Below are 19,265 nucleotides of genomic sequence, written 5' to 3'. Positions count from 1 at the left end.
CTTTACTTCCCCTTTAGTTCACGCAGAATCCGTTCCATCTCTGCATCATCCGGTACTTCGGATTCAAAACTCGCTTTTTTAGTCGCTTCATATTTTTGTTGTTTCTCTTTTTCTTCTTGTAGCCATTTCGGATTCGGTCCAGTCGAACTCGGACGCCCTCTTCTGCCGCCAACCGTTTGGCGTGACCGTTCTTGCTTTTGATCCTGTTTCTTTGCGATTAATTCGTCTTGGTCTTTTGTTTTCGCTAATGCTTCTGCTGCTGTCGCGTAACCTTTCTGTTTCCAATCGTCGACAATCGACAGCAAAAAGTTTTTACTGAAGCGATTGTCCTTTTTCATGACAAGTGCGTAATAATAGGCAGCATTGACGATTCCCGACGACATTTCATAATCGATGATCAATTGCTGAATCAATTCTTCATCCCGTTCAGAAAGTGACTTCACCTTACGTAACTTCGCGACATAGTGCTTCGGATGAGTCCCTTCCATCGTCTCACTTTCACTTAAATCACCGACTTCGACTTCTTCGAGGACAGCGACCTTCGCTTTTTTATCACGACTGAGCTTTTGTTTCGCCGATAACATCATCTGTTTACAGCGCTCTTGCTTCTCACTGTCCGTCATTGGTAGGTACGCTTCATGCCGGAAGCGGGCATTCAACAGTTCCGCCATCAAGGTTTCATTCGACTGTGTGACGTAAGCTAGCTTCAGCAACAATTGGTCAATCGATTTCGTATAAAAGCTTCTCGGGAGAAAACGATCGGTCTGACGCTTCATTTCTTCTAAGTCGAATGAATAATCAAATTCATAGGCGGCACGTTCTTGTTTCGCATACGATTTTGGTTGATGGGCAGAAGCAAGTCCTGCTTTGACATCAAACACTTGATCAAAACGAACCGTCCGGTCAACGACATTTTTCGGTAGCTGCTCCGTCCGAAAACGATTTTGAAGTGCTCGAAAGCGGATTTCTCCGACACGATAAAACAGTAAGCTTGATAAGACACCATCATTCAAGAACGTATTCGGTGCTAACGGGACGCGAATTTGATAAACATAACGATAGGCAGCTTGTTTCGCCTCAAATGTTCGAATCAATCCAATTCCTTCGAGCTTAAAAAGCTCCTCTTTAAATTCATCAACAGAAAATCCTAACAATGTTCCTAGTTCTGCATGTGAGATATATTGTGATTTCGTTTTACCAGGAATCATCTCACTCCAAAACGTTTGGTACAGACCAAGAGCTTTTACACCGATGATCGGCTGATATAAATAATAGAGGGATTGATAAGCTTCACGATCGACGACACCATTACTCATGATTAAACATAAGTCCGTTCCCGATACATCACGTTCCAACATCTGTTTCGTCCCTTCTTTCGTGAGAAAAAGAGAGGTGCGTTCTGACCTACAGACGACCTCTCCTCGATTACGTTAAATTTTCACGTTCATTTTCTTGATGGCGTTCCATTAGTTCAGATAACTCTTGGAAAAAGACATTGATGTCTTTGAATTGTTTATAGACACTCGCAAAACGGACGTAAGCCACTTCATCAACAGAAGCGAGTTCATTCAAGACGAGCCGGCCGACCTGTTCACTCGGAATTTCATGTTGTGCCGTTGCCCGTAAGGCTTTTTCGACACGACTGACGACCGTTTCGAGTTGCTCAATTGAAATCGGACGTTTTTCACATGCACGGACGAGTCCACGTAAAATTTTATCACGATTGAATTCGTCACGGGTCCCATCCTTTTTCACGATGATGAGTGGTGTTTGTTCAATCATCTCGAATGTTGTAAAACGATAACCACATGATTCACATTCACGACGGCGCCGAATCGAGCCAAAATCTTGCACAGGTCTCGAATCGAGAACCTTCGTCCCGTTATAATTACAGGCTGGACAACGCATGCCGCACCTCCGTTCACGTAAATTCTTTTGTTCCAATCATTTTCAATCGGTATGTCGCATCTAATTCTTGATAGATTGTTTCAATCCATTGCTCGAGGTCCGGACCAAGTAATCCTTCGCGATGCAAAAATAGATCAACAGCTGTTCTACCAGAACCGACCATGATGACTGTCGCTAGTCCATCTAACCCAGTTCCTTGAAAAGATAATTCTCCTCGTTCAACATCAATTCGTTTAACGGTTCCGTGTTGCTTCGCCACGACAGTCTCAAGACCTGTAAACAACATCTCGGGAGTCGCAGCATAATAGTGCGTTCGTAATTTTTCGTTTTTATGCGTATCAGACGTTTCAAGTTGTTTTTGCAAACGTTCTTTAAATCCCATCCGCCATCACCTTTTCTGTTTTCTTCTACTATTAAGAATAACAGACGTCAGACATATTAAAAAGCCCTCGCCATAAAGACGAGGGCTGGTAGTTCGTGTTTTTGTCAGTTAACGTGCTGAATCGTAGCTGCCGGAACTTTAACTGGTCCCATGCCACGCGGAATTTCGACATTTTCACGGATTTTTGCATCTAATGCGTCAGCGATATAATTCGCTGCGATTGCTGGATCGATGCGATCCCCACACGTAAAGACATCAACTGATGCATATCCGTGTTCTGGGAAGCTATGAATCGTCAAATGCGATTCAGAAATGATGACGACGCCGCTTACTCCGTGTGGAGCAAACTTATGGAATGCGACTTCGCGTACCTCTGCACCTGCTTGAAGTGCTGCGTCAACGAAGAGTCGTTCGACAAACTCCATGTCGTTTAATTTTTCAGGATTGCAATCCCAAAGTTCTGCAATAATGTGTCTTCCCATAGTATCCATTAGTGGATCCCCCCTACATTCAATGGTCTTCAAAGTATAGTCATGATCACTTACTTTGCGCCTGAGTCTTTCGCACCCACGGGGGAAAGTTAGTCCAGAGAGGTCCTAACCCTTTAAGCTGCGATTGCCAGACCGATTGAAGTTCACGATTTGAATTATAGCGAGTATCAAAAAGATACACAAGGATAAATTTTAAATTTCAGCGCCTATTTATTAAAAAACCGCTCTATCTGTTGGTATAGAGCGGTTTAAAAAATATAAATTATTTTAATTCTAATTCCTTTTCAACCGTTGTCGCCTCAATATGTGCTCCAATCATCTGAACGAGATCGACGACACGACATGAATATCCCCATTCATTGTCGTACCAAGCAAGCACCTTCACTTGGCGTCCACCCATGACCATCGTCGATAGGCCATCGACGACCGTCGAACGGACTTCCCCGTTAAAATCAATCGAAACGAGCGGTTCCATCGTCAACCCTAGAATCCCGTCTAACGCACCATCAGCTGCTTTCACGAACGCTTCATTTACTTCTGCGACCGTCGTATCACGACTCACTTCGACGACGAGGTCAACGAGCGACACGTTCGGTGTCGGAATACGGAGCGCAAGCCCGTTCAACTTCCCTTCGAGATGCGGTAAAACGAGCGAAATGGCACGTGCCGCACCAGTGGATGTCGGAATAATCGATGATCCACAAGCCCGTGCCCGACGTAAATCCTTATGTGGATTATCAATATTATTTTGATCATTCGTAAAAGCATGAATCGTCGTGACGAGTCCCGTCTCGATTCCGAATGCCCGATCGATGACTTGAACGACAGGCGCAAGACAATTCGTCGTACAGGATGCATTCGAGACGACATGATCGTTCTCATGATCGTACATCGCATCGTTGACCCCCATTACGATTGTCCGAATGTCCCCTTTCGCCGGTGCCGTGATGACGACTTTTTTTGCTCCCGCCAACACATGTTTACTTGCGCCGTCTTTCGAATTGAACTTTCCTGTTGCTTCGACGACGACATCAATCTCAAGTTCCCCCCACGGTAATAACTCAGGATTACGTTCGCTGACGATTCTCACGAGTTGTTCATTAATCATCAAACCACCCTCGACAATCTCGACCGGGTATTCAAACTTTCCATGGACCGTATCGTACTTAATTAAGTGCGCGAGTGTTTCCGGTGGATAACTTGCATTAATTGCGACGACCTGACTTTTCCCCTCAGCGATTAATCGACGGAACACCATTCGACCAATACGCCCAAACCCGTTAACTGCCACCTTGACTCCCATGTGCGGATCCCCCTTCAATGTGACGGATAATGCTCCGTTTACAGATAGAACTATATCATGAAATGTAAGCGATTTCATTATGTAACCAAAAAAAAGTTGAGAGAAGTCATCAACTTCTCCCAAAACGATACTTCTGCTTCTTTAATTTTGTTTCGCTCCAAACCTCAACGCGTGACAGGTAACGTTTTTAACCACTGATCGATTTGTCGGTATAACGCTTCGACCGTTCCTTCGTTGACCAACACATAGTCGGCGAGGAGACGTTTCTGTTCAATATCGAGTTGAGATTGCACACGTGATTGCGCTTCCTCCCGTGACATTTGATTGCGTTCCATCAAGCGATCCAATTGTAGAGAAGCGTTACAATAGACGACCACGACTTGATCGACAAGCTGTTTCCAATCTCCTTCTAATAAAAGCGGGATATCAAAAACCACTAAAGATTCTTCTTGCTGTTCCAATTCGTCTGCCCGGGCGAGCATCTGTTGTCGAATCTTCGGATGCATCAACTCATTCAGTAAATTCCGTTTTTCACTATCGTGAAAAATAATTTCACCAAGCTTGGCTCTGATTAATATCCCCTCTTCAAATGCTTCCGGAAAGGCCGCTTTCACATCTTGATAAGCCAGTCCATCCGGTTCCATGACTTCCCGCGCGATCAAATCAGCATCGATGACCGGAATCCCATTCGTTTGTAGATACGTCGCGACGGTACTCTTTCCCGTCGCGATTCCTCCCGTCAAACCGATTCTCATAACGCGACCTGCTGACAGTTCGGGCAGAAGTGTGTCCCACGTCCACCAACCTTGATTTTTTCAATCGCTGTCCCGCAACGCGGACACGGGACACCTGTTTGACCATACACAGCAAGTTGCAGTTGAAACTCCCCTTTTCCGGATGGCGAGACATAACTCCGAATCGTACTGCCGCCACTTTCGACGGCTTTTTGTAAGACATCAACACCTGCGACGTGAATCCGCGAAATATCGTCAAGCGTCAAGGCCCCTGCTTTCGTTAACGGATGAATCCGTGCCGCGAACAACGTCTCATCGACATAGATATTCCCAAGTCCTAAAAAGATCGATTGATCGAGCAATGCTGTCTTGATCGGGCTGCGTTTTTTACGAATTAGATTTTCGGCTAAGACTTCCGCCGTGAACGTCGGATCAAACGGTTCCCGCTCGAGTTGGGCAAGTGGTGGGACCTGCATCACGGTCGCTTTTTCCCGCAGCTCCATCGTCCCGAACTTTCGGACGTCGTTATAATGCAACTCTGAGCCGTCTGTGAATCGAAAGATGACATGAGTATGCTTATCTTTTTCAATCGCTTGGGGATACGGAAAATACTTCCCTTCCATTCGTAAATGACTGACGAGATAAAACTGTTCAAATGCAAATAAAAGAAATTTCCCACGCCGTTCGACCCGTTCGATCCGCTCTTGCTTCAAAGCGTCGACAAACGGTGCAACTTCCATTCCCCGGATCATCTTCGGATGGAAGACCTTCACAGAAGAAATCGTTTTTCCAGAGACCGTCCGCTCCAGATTGCGTCTGACGGTCTCGACTTCAGGTAATTCAGGCAAACTAGCTCCTCCTCTAACAGATTATTTCGTTTCGTACCATGAATGCCCCGCATCCCCGTCAACGCGTAACGGCACTGACAATTCGACCGTCTGCTCCATCGCTTGTTTGACGAGTGCTTTTAAAGCGTCCAGTTCTTCGTCTGGTGCTTCAAATATCAATTCATCATGTACTTGAAGCAATAAACGCGCCTTGAGTGGTGACGCTTCAAGCGCAGCATGGACATCGAGCATCGCTTTTTTGATGATATCTGCCGCCGATCCTTGAATCGGTGTATTGATTGCCGTCCGTTCTGCAAAACCACGTAAGTTAAAGTTCTTCGAATTGATGTCCGGAATATTACGACGCCGGTTCATCAATGTCTCGACGAATCCATTCGCGCGTGCTTTCTCGATTGCAGCATCCATGAATAACTTGATTTGCGGGAACAACTCAAAATAACGATCGATGAAGTCTTGTGCTTCTTTTCGACTGATGTTCAAATTTTGTGAGAGTCCGTAATCACTGATACCGTAAATGATTCCGAAGTTGACAGCTTTCGCTTGGCGACGCATGTTTCCTGTCACATCACCCGGATCGACCGAAAAAACACTACTCGCTGTTTGCGTATGAATGTCAGCGTCGTGCAGGAATGCATCGACCAGCGTTTTATCTTCCGACATATGCGCCATGACACGCAACTCAATTTGTGAATAGTCGGCAGCGTACAGTGACCATCCGGCTTGACTCGGAACAAACGCTTTACGAATCTTACGTCCCTCTTCAATCCGGACAGGAATATTTTGCAGGTTCGGGTTAACGGAACTGAGTCGTCCTGTTTGGGCGATCGTCTGAGCGAACCGGGTATGGATTTTCCCATCTTCTTTGATGACTTTTTGTAAACCTTCGACGTACGTCGATTGGAGTTTTTGCAGTTCACGATATAGCATGATGTGATTGATGACCGGATGGAGTGGTCTTAACTTCTCTAAGACATCTGCTGCCGTCGAATAACCCGTCTTCGTTTTCTTAAAGGCAGGAAGTTCGAGTTTTTCGAACAGGATGACCCCAAGTTGTTTCGGTGAGTTGATATTGAACGCTTCACCCGCTTGACCATAAATCAATTCCTCAAGATCCGTTAAGCGTCCTGCAAGATCATGTTGCATCTCTTGTAACGTCGCGACATCAACACGGATGCCGGTCCACTCCATTTCAGCAAGCACACCTGACAAAGGACGTTCGAGCGTTTCATACAATTCGAATTGTTGGTTCGCTTTGAGCTCTTCTTGTACTTTCGGGAACAACCGCTCAATCATCCGTGCTTTTTCTGCCAAATAAGGATGCAACAGTTCGTCTGTCGGCACGCTACGCTTTGCACCTTTTCCAAGGACTGCTTCTTCACTCGGCGCCATCATCGCATAATGACCGGCAATCGACGCAAGTGTCGTCCCACCGCTTAAGTTCAATAAGTATCCAGCGAGTAACAAGTCATCGAAGGCTTGCAGTTTTAAACCATGTTTCCGTAACGCAAAAGCAGCTTGTTTCGCATCGAGACAGATTTTTTGATGGTCCGACTCAATCCATTCGCGAAAAGCAGGATCCTCGACCAATTCACGAGAAGCGACATAAATTTGATTCGGTGTCGCGATACTAAAACCGATGATGTCTTCTTCCATATAGTCTTCGCGCAACTGCTCGACGACGAGGACAGCATCCTGCACGTCTGAAGGAAGTGTCGTAATCGTCTCGACGTTCAATTGTTCCTTGTCCTCTTCCTTGATGACAGGAGCAAAACGATTCGTTAACGATTTAAACCCGAGCGATTGGAATAACGAATACGGTACTTGTGTATCGACATCACTGATTTGTAAATCAGGCAACGTGACGTCGAGCGGGACATCGAGTTTGATTGTCGCAAGTTCTTTCGACAACCGGGCAAGGTCTTCGTTCGCGATGACCTTCTCTTTTTGTTTTCCTTTTAAGTCTTCGACATGCTCATACAGTCCTTCGACTGAACCATACGCAGAAATTAATTTAATCGCTGTTTTTTCGCCGATGCCAGGAATCCCGGGAATGTTATCCGATTTATCACCCATCAGCCCTTTTAAATCAATCATTTGAATCGGCTTCAGTCCACCGTACGTCTCGGCAAACAAGTCTTCCGTCATACACTGAACGTCCGTGATACCGCGCTTCGTGATCAATACCTCGACTTGATCGGTGACGAGTTGAAGTAAATCTTTATCACCCGTGACAATCCGTGTCCGGTCTGCCGGCATCGTCCGCGCTAGGGTTCCAATCAAATCATCTGCTTCATAACGATGAAGCTCCATCATTTGAATACCGAGCGCTTCACAGATATCACGTACAATCGGGAACTGCTCCCGTAGTTCAGACGGCGTCTTTTCCCGACTTCCCTTGTATTCTTGGTACACATCGTGGCGGAACGTTTCGCTCGAAGCATCAAACGCGACTAACATATGCGTCGGTTGCTCCTCTTCAAGTAATTTAAGTAACATCATCGTAAAGCCGTAAGCGGCGTTCGTGTTACGTCCTTGTGCGTCCGTCATCGGCGGCAAGGCAAAAAAGGCACGATACGTTAGTGAGTTTCCGTCAATCAATAAAAGTTTGTTTTCCATCGTCTCCGCTCCTTTGGAAGAATTTCTGTTCTTATTGTATCACTCTACACACATTTGTTCGCTAAAAACGCCATAAAAAAAGACGATTGGCTGTGAAGCCAATCGCCTTGTGGTGTACGACATGGGAGCTGAACCAGTCGTTCCACAGATGATGAAGAAGGTATCTTTAGCATACAATCGCTCTGTAAAGAGAATATGAACTCACGGTGAAGTTCAGCCTTTTTTCGGTAAACGTATCGTAAAGGTCGTTCCTTGTTGCTCCTCCGACTCGACATCAATCGTTCCATGATGCAAATCGATGATGTGTTTAACGATGGCAAGACCTAACCCTGTCCCACCTGAATTACGACTTCTCGCTTTGTCAATCCGATAGAAACGTTCGAAAATCCGTTGCGTTTCTTTCGGATGTATTCCGATCCCGTCATCCTTGATTTGGAGCGTGACCATCTCTTCCCCGTCTTCTAAGCTGACCCAGACATTCCCACCATTCGGCGTATAATTCAAAGCATTGGCAACTAGGTTGACGACGACTTGTTTCAACCGATTCAAGTCTGCCCGGATGAAGACTTCCTCTTCCGTCTCGATATGGATCGTCATCTCTTTTTCTTGCGCCTTATGATGCAGCAACGCCTCTGTCTCGTTAATCAGACTCGTCACATCGACAATCGTCGTCTCAAGTTGATAGTTATCTTGTTCAAGACGCGATAACTCCAACAAGTCCTCTACTAATGTCTGCATCCGCTCAGACTCATCGTGAATGATATTCAAAAATTGTTCGCGGATTTCCGGTACGTCTTGCGCACCATCAAGCAAGGTTTCCGCAAATCCTTTAATCGATGTTAATGGTGTCTTTAACTCGTGGCTAACATTTGCGACGAAGTCTTTCCGCATCTGCTCCAGCTTCTTGATTTCCGTGATGTCATTGAAAACGACGGTCGTACCTTGGACACGGCCATTCTTACCGAAGATTGGTGCCGCACTGACCATGAACGTCCGACTATTGATTCCAAAGCGGACACTCGATTGTTTCCGGTTCGGTTTTTCCGTCAAGTAAACATCTTCAATGACTTGACTCATTTTCTCATTTGGCAACACACGATAATACAGTTGACCATTTGATTTACCATGAATGTTGAACATTTCCCGATACGTCCGATTGACGAGGAGAACGTAGCCTTTTTCATCAATCAACATCAGACCGGCACCCATGTATTCAATCAACGACTCAAGTCGCGCGCGTTGCATCGCTTCACCGGACGAAGCATTTTCTAAGTTGCGTGCGAGTAAATTGATCGACTTCCCTAAGTCCCTTGATTCATCTGGTGAATTTAACTCATAGACACGGGATTTATAGTTTCCGTGCGATAGTTCACGCAAAACTTCCGTCGCTTCCGCTACAGGACGTAAGAACCGTTTCGTCGAGCTGTAGACGGTAAAGAAAATCATAAACAAGGAGACGATGAGCGAAAGAACGATCACCGTCCAAATGCGTGAGTAGATGACATCTAAGTCTTTCGTATAACGAATCAAGCTGAGGTACACTTCATTTCCACTAGCTGTCTGGACAGGTTTCGTAAACTGGAGACTCGTATCATCGGTCTTCGATTCGAACGTACCATCCACCGGAATCGCTGAGAAATTGATTGCCCGCACATTTAATTTCGTAACATCAACGGGTGTCCCAGCAATGATTTCTCCCCGTGAGTTAAATAAAATCATATCGAAATGCGATTCTGCGTACAATTGGTCGACATACGCAGCCATCTCTTCTAACGATCGACCTTGTAAAATCGTTTCAACGAGTGATGTTTCATCCATCAACTTTTCTTTTTCGTTATTCACATAAAACTCTTTAAACGATTGTCCTAACAAAAAACCAAGCGCAATCAGCACAAGACTGATGAAGGACAACATTTTTAGTATGAATCGTTTTCGGTATTTGCTCATTCCACTTTCGGCTCCTCCATCTTATATCCGAGCCCACGGATTGTTTTAATATAGATCGGTTTTTTCGTATTCGGTTCAATCTTTTCACGTACGTGACTGATATGCACATCGACAATTCGCGTATCTCCGACAAAATCATAGTTCCAAATCGCAGATAGGAGTTGATCACGTGTCAAAACCCGACCTTTATTTTTAGCGAGGTAAACGAGCAACTCGAACTCTTTTGGTGTGAGCTCTAGGCGTTCCTCTGCTTTGAACGCTTCATAGTTATCCGGAACGATTTTGACGTCCCCGATTAAGATCGTTCCATCCGTCGTTTCTTCCGTCGCGACTTGCTGATTCATTCGGCGAAGAATCGCCTTGACACGGGCTACGACTTCGCGCGGACTAAACGGTTTCGTCAAATAATCGTCTGCTCCGAGCTCAAGTCCCAGCACTTTATCAAATTCGTCATCTTTTGCCGTCAACATCAAGATTGGCGTGTTGATTTTTTGTTGGCGAAGTCGTTTACAGACTTCAAGTCCATCCAGTTCCGGTAGCATTAAATCGAGTACAATCAATGCGGCATCTTGCTTTTCCGCTAATTTTAAACCGGACATGCCATCGTGGGCAGTCTCTACAATAAAGCCAGCTTGTTCTAGATTGAATTTCAAAAGTGTAGCGATCGAGAGTTCGTCATCAACAACAATTATTTTATCTTTCAAAACAGTCGGCCTCCTCGGCAAATCTCATCTTCGAATGCGGAATTCATTGGAATCCACTTCTTCTGTCTTCATCTTAACGACTTTTCCTACTGAATCACAAATCTTTCTTACCTTTCTTTACACAATCTTTAAGGTCAAGCTACGTCGAAAGTCAGATTTCCGTGTAAAAGCCCATCAATTCGGGAAACAATACTGTATCGTCAATGAATCTGGAGGAATAGACATGGAATGGAATAGCCCTTTACTCGCTGCATTTACCGCATGGTTTATCGCACAAGCCGCAAAACTCGTCACAGGTGTCATCAAGAATAAAACTTTTGATCTTGAAATCATGTTCGCGTCAGGCGGCATGCCAAGTTCACATAGTTCGACCGTCGTCGCCCTCGCCGTCGTCATCGGCTTCCAAGAAGGCTTCGGTTCGTCGCTGTTCGCTCTCGCGACCATCTTTGCAGTCATCATCATGTATGACGCGACAGGCGTCAGGCAGGCTGTTGGGTTACAGGCAAAACTACTGAATGACTACTTCAAGGGAATCCGTCATGACACGCCACTATTAAACGAATTAGTCGGACACACGGAATTCCAAGTATTCGTCGGCATGTTGCTTGGTTTAGCAGTCGGTTTCCTATGGCCCGTCCTTTTCTTTTAATTCAAAGTACAGGAATGTTGGAGAATTCTTCAAAAATTGAATACCAAACTCAACATTAAAACAAAAACTGAGCACTCCTTCTTTCTGAAGGAGTGCTCAGTTTTTAGATAAAACGGAAAGACAATCTTCCATAGAAAATTCTCCATCTTCGTAACAAATTTTCTATAACCTAAATAGCTGACTAAAAGCGAGGATATCTCTCACAAAAAAATGATTGTTGGAAATGCCCATCAAAATGGGTACTTATGGTTTTAGTATCACCTTAATGCAACCGTCTTCGTGATTATTAAAGGTTTTATAAGCTTGTGCGGCGTCTTCTATACCAACCTTGTGTGTAATAATATCAGTCGGGTCGAACTCCCGATTAATAATTTTTTGAAATAACCCCGGCATCAAATGGACAACCGGTGCCTGTCCCATCTTCAACGTAATATTTCGCGTGAAAAAATCGCCAAGCGGGAACTGATTGTATTTTTCTGCATACACACCTGTTAATTGAACGGTTCCGAACTTACGAACTGCATCTTTTGCAATATTGATGGCACTCAACGTTCCGCCCTGCAATCCAATTTTTTGTTCAACCTTTTCAAGCGAAGACATTTTTCCATCCAGTCCAACACAATCAATGACAACATCTGCTCCACCTTGCGTCAACTCTTTTATATACTGTCCAGTTTCTTGATGATCTTGTAGATTTACAGTCTCGACATGGTTTGTCATCTTCGCATGATTTAAGCGATACACTTGTTGATCAACAGCGATCACTCGCTTCGCACCCTGCAACCACGCAAATTTTTGAGTCATTAATCCGACCGGACCGGATCCGAGAATTACGACGGTATCACCTTTTTTCACTCCACTATTCACAACACTCCAATATGCAGTTGGAATAACATCGGATAAAAAGAGTAGAGCCTCATCTTCTAACTCACATGATTCAGGAATAACGAGTGGCATGAAGTTTCCGTAAGGCACTTTTAAATATTCCGCCTGACCACCGGGATGGTCACCAAACGTTTCCGTAAATCCAAAGTATCCACCTGTATCAACGTGAGGATTCCCATTCGAATTATCACATTGACTTTCCATATCATGCTCGCAAAAGAAACAATGACCACAAGCAACGTTAAATGGTAAAACGACTCTGTCTCCTCGTTTTACCTTTGTTACTTCAGGACCTACTTCTTCAACAATTCCCATTGGCTCATGACCGATGACATAGTCTTTTTTTGCCGGCATCGTTCCTTGGTAAATGTGTAAATCCGAACCGCATATTGCTGTCGATGTAATTTTAACAATAATGTCATCATTCTTTTCAATCGATGGATCTGCTACATTTTTTACTTCAATATTCTTTGCCCCTTGATAGGTTACAGCCCGCATGTTGTTTCCTCCCTTTACTGAGAAATAATATGCAATGAACGTACCTTCCATTTATACCCTACTAAAAAAATATTAATACACATTCCTTGTATTCGTTTGATATGTTCCTTAAAATTTCTAATGCCTGATTGTACATATACTCAATATATGCGAACGATTTATAAAGTCTGAAATTATTCTGATTGAGGAACGATATGACATCCTCCGTTCAAAATTTTACGTTCCTACTAAGGCAGCTACATTCCTTTTAACGCAAACACCACGCCTTCCCGAAACAGTCAAGACTGTCTAGAAAGGCGTGGTGTTGTAATTTCACATTCATAAAATCGTCAGGACAGATCGAACGGTCTCCGCCGAACGGTCAAGCGATTTTTGTTCGTCTTCTGTCAATTCAAGCTCGATAATCTGTTCAAGACCATTCCCACCGATGATCGTCGGAACCCCAAAGTATAGATCGTGATAGCCATACTCTCCTTCAAGATACGCGATGGATGGTAAAATCCGTCGCTGATCTTTTAGGATTGCCTCTACCATCTCAACGATGGCTGCTGCTGGCGCATAGTAGGCAGAACCGTTACCAAGTAACTGGACGATTTCTCCGCCCCCTTTACGTGTCCGTTCAACGATTGCCGCGAGGCGGTCGGCAGAAATGAGTTTCTCGACCGGAATACCACCGGCTTGTGAATAGCGAAGTAACGGTACCATGTCGTCTCCGTGTCCGCCGAGGACAAATCCTGAGACGTCCTTGACGGAAACATTCAACTCCATGGCGATGAACGTCCGGAACCGTGCCGTATCGAGCACACCCGATTGACCGATGACCCGCTCTTTCGGAAATCCTGACTCCTGAAAGACTGTATACGTCATCGCATCAACCGGATTCGTCAACACGATAATGATCGATTCCGGTGCATGGCGAACGATTTCTTTTGTCACCGATTTCATGACAGTTGCATTCGTGCTGACTAAGTCTTCCCGACTCATTCCCGGTTTCCGCGCGATACCTGCCGTAATGACGACGATATCTGAGTCACTGATGTCCTTGTAGTCAGACGTTCCTTGAATCCATGAATCAAATCCTTGAATCGGAGCCGTTTCCTGTAAATCAAGTGCTTTGCCTTTTGTCGGATCTTCCAGTTGCGGCATATCGACGAGTACGATATCTCCAAGCTCTTTTTGAGCAAGATAAAGTGCCGTCGTCGCTCCCGTAAATCCACTACCGATGATTGAAATTTTCTTCCGCTTGTTCATCTTCCCATACCCCCTCTAATCCGAGATTACATGTTTTTGATGAGTTCATCCGCGAATTCAGAACATTTCACTTCTGTCGCGCCATCCATGAGACGTGCGAAGTCATATGTGACCACTTTTTCTTCGATTGATGTTTCCATCGACTTGATGATTAAATCAGCCGCTTCGTTCCAGCCAAGGTGACGGAACATCATTTCTCCTGAAAGAATGACAGAAGATGGGTTTACTTTATCAAGACCAGCATACTTCGGTGCAGTACCGTGCGTTGCTTCAAAGATTGCATGTCCAGTCAAGTAGTTAATGTTTGCTCCAGGAGCAATCCCGATTCCACCGACTTGCGCTGCAAGTGCATCTGAAATGTAGTCTCCGTTTAAGTTCATTGTCGCAACGACATCAAACTCTTTTGGACGCGTGAGAATCTGTTGGAGGAAGATATCTGCAATTGAATCTTTGACGATCAATTTGCCAGCAGCTTCAGCTTCAGATTGTGCTTTGTTTGCTGCGTCAGCACCTTCTTCTTCTTTGATGCGGTCATACTGGTTCCATGTGAAGACATGCTCTGCGTATTCACGCTCAGCAAGCTCGTATCCCCAGTTTTTGAAAGCACCTTCTGTGAACTTCATGATGTTTCCTTTATGAACGAGCGTCAATGAAGCACGTTTGTTTTCGAGTGCATATTCGATTGCAGCACGGACGAGGCGTTCTGTACCTTCTTTTGAAATCGGTTTAATTCCGAGACCCGATGTTTCTGGGAAGCGAATTTTGTTGACACCCATTTCTGTTTGGAGGAAGTTAAGTAATTTTTGTGCACCTTCGCTACCTTCTGCATATTCGATTCCTGCGTAGATGTCTTCTGTGTTTTCACGGAAGATGACCATATCAGTATCTTCAGGACGTTTAACAGGTGACGGAACACCAGTGAAATAACGTACCGGACGGAGACATGTGTACAAGTCGAGTTCTTGACGAAGGGCAACGTTCAGTGAACGAATTCCACCACCGACTGGTGTCGTGAGTGGTCCTTTGATTGCGATGATGTGCTCACGGATTAGGTCAAGCGTTTCTTCCGGAAGCCAGCTACCTGTTTTATTGAATGCTTTTTCGCCTGCATAGACTTCTTTCCATTCAATTTTCTTTTCGCCGTTGTATGCTTTTTCGACTGCAGCGTCAAATACGCGAACTGCGGCATTCCAGATATCAGGTCCAGTGCCATCACCGATGATGAAAGGAATGATTGGAGCGTTAGGTACGTGCAATGTCCCGTTTGTTACCGTGATGTTTTCGCCTTGAATTGTAGCCATGTGTAAAATCCCCCTTGAATAATAGTTAACGTCAAAAAGCAGGAGAGGATTGCTCCTCTCCGTCGCTTAACGTTCGTTCATAGACACGTATGTCCGGTGCGTTTCACCAATATAATCTGCGCGTGGGCGAATGAGGCGATTGTCACTATATTGCTCTAAAATGTGCGCTAACCAACCTGACATCCGACTAACAGCAAAGATTGGTGTAAACAATTCTGTTTCAAGACCAAGTGCATGGTACGTAGAAGCAGAATAGAAATCAACATTTGGTTTCAATCCTTTTTCCGACTGGACGATTTCGTCAACCTTAACTGACATCTCATACCATTTCGGCTCCCCGATTTGAGCAGTCAATTGACGGCTCATCTCTTGAAGGTGCTTCGCGCGTGGATCACCATCTTTATAAACACGGTGACCGAAGCCCATGATTTTTTCCTTGTTCTTAAGTTTATTATGAACATACTCGTCAACCTTTTCAACCGAATCAATTTCAGTCAACATTTTCATGACCGCTTCGTTCGCTCCACCATGAAGTGGACCTTTGAGTGCACCCATTGCTGCCGTCACACCTGAATAGACATCAGAAAGTGTCGCGACACAAACACGTGCTGTGAACGTCGAGGCGTTCAACTCATGATCGGCGTGAAGCACAAGCGCTTGGTTGAATGCTTTTTCAGCAACTTCCGTCGGCTCTTCACCTGTCAACATATACAGGAAGTTCGCAGCGTACGAAAGACCGGATTTTGGTGCAATCGGATCGTACCCCTTCTTGATACGCGCGTACGCCGTTACGAGCGTCGCGATTTGTGCTTGGAGTTTGATGGCTTTAGCGTAGTTCGCCTCTGTCGACATATCTTCAGCAGACTCATCATACAATGCAAGCTGTGATAAAGCAGTTCGGATGGCTGCCATCGCATTCGCTGTTTTCGGAGCTACTTTTAACGTCTCAAGTACAGCCGGTGCAACTTCTGCTTCAGTAATTAAAGCTTCTGAAAGTTGCTTTAACTCATCTTCTTTTGGCAAACGATCGTTCCAAAGTAAGAAGACGACTTCTTCAAATGAGGCGTGCTCCGCCAAATCATCAATTGTATAACCACCATACGTCAACTGACCATCGATAATCGAACTAATCTTCGATGCTGTCGCGACGATTCCTTCTAACCCTTTTGTTTGAGTCATGTAAAAATCCCCCTTTTTTTCCCCCAGAAATTTAAAACGCTTTCATTTCCGTATTGAAAAAAAGACGTCTACTCAAGAAATCCCCTTGCTGAATCGCTTGTTCTTGAATAGACCATCTTGTTTCTGTCCTTAGTATAAACAAAATTAACCAAAAAGTGAACGAACTTGCATACTATTATCAAAAAATTAATTCGTTTGCGTTCATTTAAGTCACTTAGCCACTAAATGCTTTTGATATAACATCCCACATTCCAATGACGAGTGCAGCGATTCCTGCTCCTATCAATGGACCTACGGGAATACCTCTGAATAAACCGACCGCAAGAATTGTTCCGGCAAGCAGTGCCGTTGTGACGAGTGGATCTTCCTTCATCAAACCGACCCCGTGGGCAGCAACGATTGCGACGAATATTCCCGCTAAAAATGAAATGATTCCGATATGACCCCGGATGCTGTTTAACAATTCCTTAAACCCGATGTCCCCTGCCGCAATCGGCACGAGAATAGCAGCCGTGATCAATGTCACGCCCCAGGTGATTCCCTTCGCCTGCAACGATGGGAAGAGGCGACTATCTAATCCAATCGCTTTGACGATTAACAAGAAGGCAGCTGCGATGATGAGTGACTTATTTTGCGCAATGACTCCGATTAAAACGAGACCAATTAAAAAGAGATAGGCTTCCATGACGACCCCCATGTTTCGAAAAAACGGACATGGCTTTCGCCATATCCGTTTCATTGATTATGCGTTGTACAATTTCCCTGTCAATGGATCGATTGAAATCATTTGACCATCTGTAAAGATTGTCAAAGCATTTTCAACACCGACGATGACTGGTTTGCCGAGTGAAGGACCTACGATCCCAGCATGGCTTGTCAATCCGCCATCTACTGTGATCATTGCAGCTGCTAACTCGATTGCAGGCATCATGTCACGATCGGTTGAGTTCGTAACAAGAATCATACCTTTTTTTGCTTTCGCGTTTGCTTCTTCAGCTGTGTGCGCGATGACGACTTCGCCAACGACACCACGTTCGCCGATTCCGCGACCGTTCGCGATTTCTTTACCAACGATATGAATTTTCAACATGTTCGTTGTACCGGCAGTCAGAGCAGGGATCCCAGCAGAGATGACGACGAGGTCACCATCTGTGACGAATCCAGCATCTTTTGCTGTATCGGCAGCAAGTGTCAACATATCATCCGTGTTGTCCGAGAGATGATCAACGACGATTGGGTACACACCCCAGACGATATTCAACTGACGCGCAACACGCGCGCTTGGTGTGACCGCAACGATGTTCGCCTCTGGACGGTATTTTGAAATCCGTGATGCCGTGTAGCCTGATTGTGTCGGCGTCAAGATTGCTTTTGCGTCCAAGTTGATTGATGTATGCGTAACCGCTTGAGCGATTGCATCCGTCACCGTGTGCTCACTACGCGTTTGACGATCTTTCAATAATTTTTTGTAGTCAAGCATTTTTTCTGTCCGCTTCGCAATCGTATGCATCATTTGAACAGACTCGATCGGGTAATCCCCTGCTGCTGTTTCGCCTGAAAGCATGATTGCATCCGTTCCATCAAGAATCGCATTCGCGACGTCTGATGCTTCGGCACGTGTCGGACGTGGGAAACGTTGCATCGAATCAAGCATCTGTGTTGCTGTGATGACTGGTTTACCATAGTGATTACAAATTTTGATGAGGTCTTTTTGAGCTGGTGTTACTTCTTCAGTCGGAATCTCGATTCCAAGATCACCACGTGCAACCATCAAACCGTCTGAAATCGCGATGATTTCTTCGATGTTGTCGAAACCTTCTTGATTTTCGATTTTCGGGAAGATTTTGATGTGGCTCGCGTTGTGTTTTTCAAGTAATTGACGAATCGCCACAACGTCAGACGCACGACGGACGAATGAAGCAGCGATTAAATCGATGTCACTCTTGATTCCGAACTCGATGTCTGCGATATCTTTATCTGTCAAAGCAGGTAGGTTAACTTTTACGTTCGGTAAGTTAACACCTTTTTTCGTTTTGATGATACCTTCGTTTTCGATGTCACAAAGAAGTTCACGGTTCGCAAGTTTCTCCGCAACACGAAGTCCGATTAATCCATCGTCTAACATAATCATCGAACCGACTTCGACATCATCATACAAACCGTCATATGTCACAGAGAATTTATCTGCTGTACCGACGATTTCATTTGCATCACCGCTGACGACGATGACTTGTTTGCCACGGACGAGAAGCGCTTTTCCTTCTTCAAACGTATGCGTCCGGATTTCAGGACCTTTTGTATCTAAAAGGATTGTTACTAATTTGTTTGCTTCTTCAGCTGCGCGACGGATATCCGTGATTCGTGCGCCGTGTTCTTCATAGTCACCGTGTGAGAAGTTCAAACGAGCGACGTTCATTCCTGCTTCAATCATTTCTGGAAGACGTTTTTCTGACGCCGGTCCAATCGTACATACAATTTTAGTTCTGCGCATATTCCATAAACCTCCTACAATGTTTGGCCGTTTGTCAACAGTGCCAATAAACCTAACCAAAATGACCTCGAGTATTAA

Annotated in this window: 17 protein-coding genes; 1 reads left to right on the top strand and 16 read right to left on the bottom strand. The window is 44.9% G+C overall.

Going from position 1 to position 19,265, the window contains the following annotated elements:
- Positions 1-2 precede the first annotated feature (2 nt).
- From KNQ02_RS02200 to KNQ02_RS02155, 10 genes are all read right to left on the bottom strand, one after another.
- Complete coding sequence (locus KNQ02_RS02200; RefSeq protein ID WP_088837595.1) at positions 3-1,358, bottom strand: replication initiation and membrane attachment family protein; 1,356 nt, start codon at positions 1,356-1,358, stop codon at positions 3-5.
- Positions 1,359-1,425: 67 nt separating this feature from the next.
- Entirely contained in the window at positions 1,426-1,908 is a 483-nt protein-coding gene (nrdR, locus tag KNQ02_RS02195) for a transcriptional regulator NrdR (RefSeq protein ID WP_088837596.1), read from the bottom strand.
- Positions 1,909-1,921: 13 nt separating this feature from the next.
- Positions 1,922-2,290 carry a hypothetical protein gene (locus tag KNQ02_RS02190; RefSeq protein WP_088837597.1) on the bottom strand — a complete coding sequence of 123 codons (369 nt, stop codon included), beginning with the start codon at positions 2,288-2,290 and terminating at the stop codon, positions 1,922-1,924.
- Between the two features lie 104 nt (positions 2,291-2,394).
- Positions 2,395-2,781, bottom strand: a complete 387-nt coding sequence (speD, locus tag KNQ02_RS02185) for an adenosylmethionine decarboxylase (RefSeq protein ID WP_029331133.1) — start codon at positions 2,779-2,781, stop codon at positions 2,395-2,397.
- A 262-nt stretch (positions 2,782-3,043) separates the two neighbouring features.
- Positions 3,044-4,084 (bottom strand): glyceraldehyde-3-phosphate dehydrogenase, encoded by a 1,041-nt coding sequence (locus KNQ02_RS02180; protein ID WP_088837598.1) that lies wholly within the window; start codon positions 4,082-4,084, stop codon positions 3,044-3,046.
- Between the two features lie 164 nt (positions 4,085-4,248).
- The gene (gene coaE, locus KNQ02_RS02175; RefSeq protein WP_214807240.1) at positions 4,249-4,839 is read right to left on the bottom strand and encodes a dephospho-CoA kinase; all 591 of its coding nucleotides are present in this window, start codon (positions 4,837-4,839) and stop codon (positions 4,249-4,251) included.
- Positions 4,836-5,666, bottom strand: coding sequence for a DNA-formamidopyrimidine glycosylase (gene mutM, locus KNQ02_RS02170; protein WP_088837600.1), 831 nt, complete (start codon positions 5,664-5,666; stop codon positions 4,836-4,838). Before mutM ends, coaE begins: the two co-directional genes overlap by 4 nt.
- Positions 5,667-5,687: 21 nt before the next feature.
- On the bottom strand, positions 5,688-8,282 hold the full coding sequence (polA, locus tag KNQ02_RS02165; RefSeq protein ID WP_214807238.1) for a DNA polymerase I: 2,595 nt from the start codon (positions 8,280-8,282) through the stop codon (positions 5,688-5,690).
- Between the two features lie 213 nt (positions 8,283-8,495).
- Positions 8,496-10,229 (bottom strand): two-component system histidine kinase PnpS, encoded by a 1,734-nt coding sequence (gene pnpS, locus KNQ02_RS02160; protein ID WP_088837602.1) that lies wholly within the window; start codon positions 10,227-10,229, stop codon positions 8,496-8,498.
- Positions 10,226-10,933 carry a response regulator transcription factor gene (locus KNQ02_RS02155; protein WP_029331139.1) on the bottom strand — a complete coding sequence of 236 codons (708 nt, stop codon included), beginning with the start codon at positions 10,931-10,933 and terminating at the stop codon, positions 10,226-10,228. Before KNQ02_RS02155 ends, pnpS begins: the two co-directional genes overlap by 4 nt.
- Before the next feature lie 223 nt (positions 10,934-11,156).
- Between KNQ02_RS02155 and KNQ02_RS02150 the strand changes: the two genes are divergently transcribed.
- On the top strand, positions 11,157-11,582 hold the full coding sequence (locus KNQ02_RS02150) for a divergent PAP2 family protein (RefSeq protein ID WP_088837603.1): 426 nt from the start codon (positions 11,157-11,159) through the stop codon (positions 11,580-11,582).
- A gap of 243 nt (positions 11,583-11,825) precedes the next feature.
- Here the strand turns inward: KNQ02_RS02150 and KNQ02_RS02145 are convergent, their stop codons facing one another.
- From KNQ02_RS02145 to pyk, 6 genes are all read right to left on the bottom strand, one after another.
- A complete protein-coding gene (locus KNQ02_RS02145; protein WP_214766562.1) occupies positions 11,826-12,965 on the bottom strand; it encodes a zinc-dependent alcohol dehydrogenase in 1,140 nt (379 codons plus the stop codon).
- A gap of 318 nt (positions 12,966-13,283) precedes the next feature.
- Positions 13,284-14,216, bottom strand: coding sequence for a malate dehydrogenase (gene mdh, locus KNQ02_RS02140; protein ID WP_214807236.1), 933 nt, complete (start codon positions 14,214-14,216; stop codon positions 13,284-13,286).
- A gap of 26 nt (positions 14,217-14,242) precedes the next feature.
- A complete protein-coding gene (gene icd, locus KNQ02_RS02135) occupies positions 14,243-15,517 on the bottom strand; it encodes an NADP-dependent isocitrate dehydrogenase (RefSeq protein ID WP_214807234.1) in 1,275 nt (424 codons plus the stop codon).
- A 66-nt stretch (positions 15,518-15,583) separates the two neighbouring features.
- Positions 15,584-16,696 carry a citrate synthase gene (citZ, locus tag KNQ02_RS02130; RefSeq protein ID WP_214768725.1) on the bottom strand — a complete coding sequence of 371 codons (1,113 nt, stop codon included), beginning with the start codon at positions 16,694-16,696 and terminating at the stop codon, positions 15,584-15,586.
- A gap of 214 nt (positions 16,697-16,910) precedes the next feature.
- The gene (locus KNQ02_RS02125; RefSeq protein ID WP_214766568.1) at positions 16,911-17,381 is read right to left on the bottom strand and encodes a DUF441 domain-containing protein; all 471 of its coding nucleotides are present in this window, start codon (positions 17,379-17,381) and stop codon (positions 16,911-16,913) included.
- 57 nt (positions 17,382-17,438) lie between these two features.
- Positions 17,439-19,187 carry a pyruvate kinase gene (gene pyk / locus KNQ02_RS02120; protein ID WP_088837607.1) on the bottom strand — a complete coding sequence of 583 codons (1,749 nt, stop codon included), beginning with the start codon at positions 19,185-19,187 and terminating at the stop codon, positions 17,439-17,441.
- Between the last annotated feature and the right edge of the window lie 78 nt (positions 19,188-19,265).

Origin of the sequence: Exiguobacterium sp. s102 (assembly GCF_018618635.1) — a bacterium.
Lineage (GTDB): Bacteria > Bacillota > Bacilli > Exiguobacteriales > Exiguobacteriaceae > Exiguobacterium_A > Exiguobacterium_A oxidotolerans.
The sequence above is the reverse complement of the archived record's forward strand: the minus strand, read 5'-3'. Positions and strand labels throughout refer to the sequence as shown.